The organism is Micromonospora sp. NPDC047707 (assembly GCF_040704235.1).
In the GTDB taxonomy this organism is placed as follows: Bacteria; Actinomycetota; Actinomycetes; order Mycobacteriales; family Micromonosporaceae; genus Micromonospora.
Genome location: NZ_JBEYSU010000141.1, coordinates 1 through 1643 on the forward strand (window position 1 = coordinate 1; position 1643 = coordinate 1643).

Annotated in this window: 2 protein-coding genes; one reads left to right on the forward strand and one right to left on the reverse strand. The window is 64.9% G+C overall.

What is annotated here, in order from left to right; translation table 11 throughout:
* Positions 1-212: 212 nt before the first annotated feature.
* Positions 213-1106: an IS5 family transposase gene (locus AB0873_RS32485; RefSeq protein WP_366604618.1), complete on the reverse strand. Its 894-nt coding sequence runs from the start codon at positions 1104-1106 to the stop codon at positions 213-215.
* 349 nt (positions 1107-1455) lie between these two features.
* Here AB0873_RS32485 and AB0873_RS32490 point away from each other — a divergent pair.
* Positions 1456-1643, forward strand: a 188-nt coding sequence (locus tag AB0873_RS32490) for a transposase (RefSeq protein WP_366604620.1), incomplete at its 3' end; no start/stop codon positions are given.

Consider the following 1643-nt stretch of genomic DNA (forward strand, 5'->3'; position numbering starts at 1 on the left):
GGCGTAGAGAACCTCGATGATCATCTGAACGAGTCATGCCCGCCCTGCTACCAACAGCACGGGCGCGTCTACACCAAGCGGATCAAGCCGGACACCCTCACGACTTTGCCGGGGCCCTGCCGACGCCTGGATCATGAGAGCAGATGATAGAAACGGACATCTGCCCAGCCAAAGTGTTTTCGTGGCCCGGAGAACCGGCGTTCACTCGTTGGTCAGAGCCATTCGTTGATCGCGGCCATGGTCAGGGTGGCCTCGTACCGGACGGCGAGCTTGTCATACCTGGTCGCTACCGCGCGGTGACGCTTGAGCCGGTTGATGCCGCACTCGACGGCATGTCGCCGCTTGTAGATCTCAGGGTCAAAGATGGGCGGTCGGCCGCCTTTCGACCCCTTTTTGCGCCGGTTGGCCGCCTGATCAGTCTTGATCGGGATGGTGGCTTTGATGCCACGCTGGCGCAGGTGCTCGCGGTTGGCCCGTGAGCTGTACGCCTTATCGGCAAGGACGCGGTCGGGTCGAGTGCGTGGCCGTCCACCTTCCGGTCGGGGGACCCGGATGCGGGCCAGGACCCGAGCGAACTGGGGACTGTCGCCTCGTTGTCCGGCGGTCAGCAGCATCACCAAGGGCTTGCGGCCCTGCTCACAGCCCAGATGCAGTTTGGTGGTCCACCCACCGCGGGAGCGTCCCAGCGCGTGGTCGGCCGGTTCTTGCTCGACCCCGCCCGGCGGTTCCTTCTGCACCTCGGGTTGGGTACGGGCGCCGGCTGCGTGCTGATGCGCTCGAGCGATGGTGGAGTCAACGCTCACGTCCCAGGTAATCAGCCCGGCCGCGTCAGCGCGGGCCTGCAACCCGGTGACGATCCGCTGCCAGATGCCCGCGCGCTGCCAGCGCCGGAACAGCCCGTAGACCGTCTGCCAGGGCCCGTAGCATTCCGGCACGTCCCGCCACGGCGAGCCAACCCGGACCCGCCACCGGATGCCGTCGATGAGCTGTCGTTTGCTCCACTTCGGCGGCCGACCTGGCTTCTTACCCTTCGACAGCAGCGGCTCCAGCACCGCCCACTGCGCGTCGGTCAGGTCGAACCGCCTCGTCACCGCTATGGTGGCCAAGAGGTCTCCGTGCTGATGGTCTTCTTCGTCGATGAACCATCTACCGGAGACCTCGCTGTCTGTCGATCACCGACACGCCGGCGGCCACAGCCTGCCCGCCCTGGTCAACCACCTATGAAACACGCTCTAACTGGGCGTTTTGATCACTCTCGCTGCATATTGCTGCTTTCGTGGGCCTGTCGGTGAGGCGTTGGCAGGGTCGAATGATCACCACTGGGACCAGGTTCACCTGATTGATGCCGATGTGAGGTGCCCGGGTTTGATCCGCAGATCGTGTCTGGTTCACAAAGTTCGGGAATCGGCGGACCCCGAGTGCGATCCACCGCGTAGTCCACAGTAGATATGTCGTGTGGCCGAGCGACCTGCCTACCCCTCCGACCTGTCCGACGCCCGCTGGGCGCTGATCGCACCACGCCTGGACGCCTGGCGCCAGGCTCGCACTGATGCTGGCGTCGGGGGACGCAAACCCACCTACGACCTGCGGGAGATCTTCAACGCGATCCTCTACGTCAACCGCACCGGCATCGCGTGGCGCTA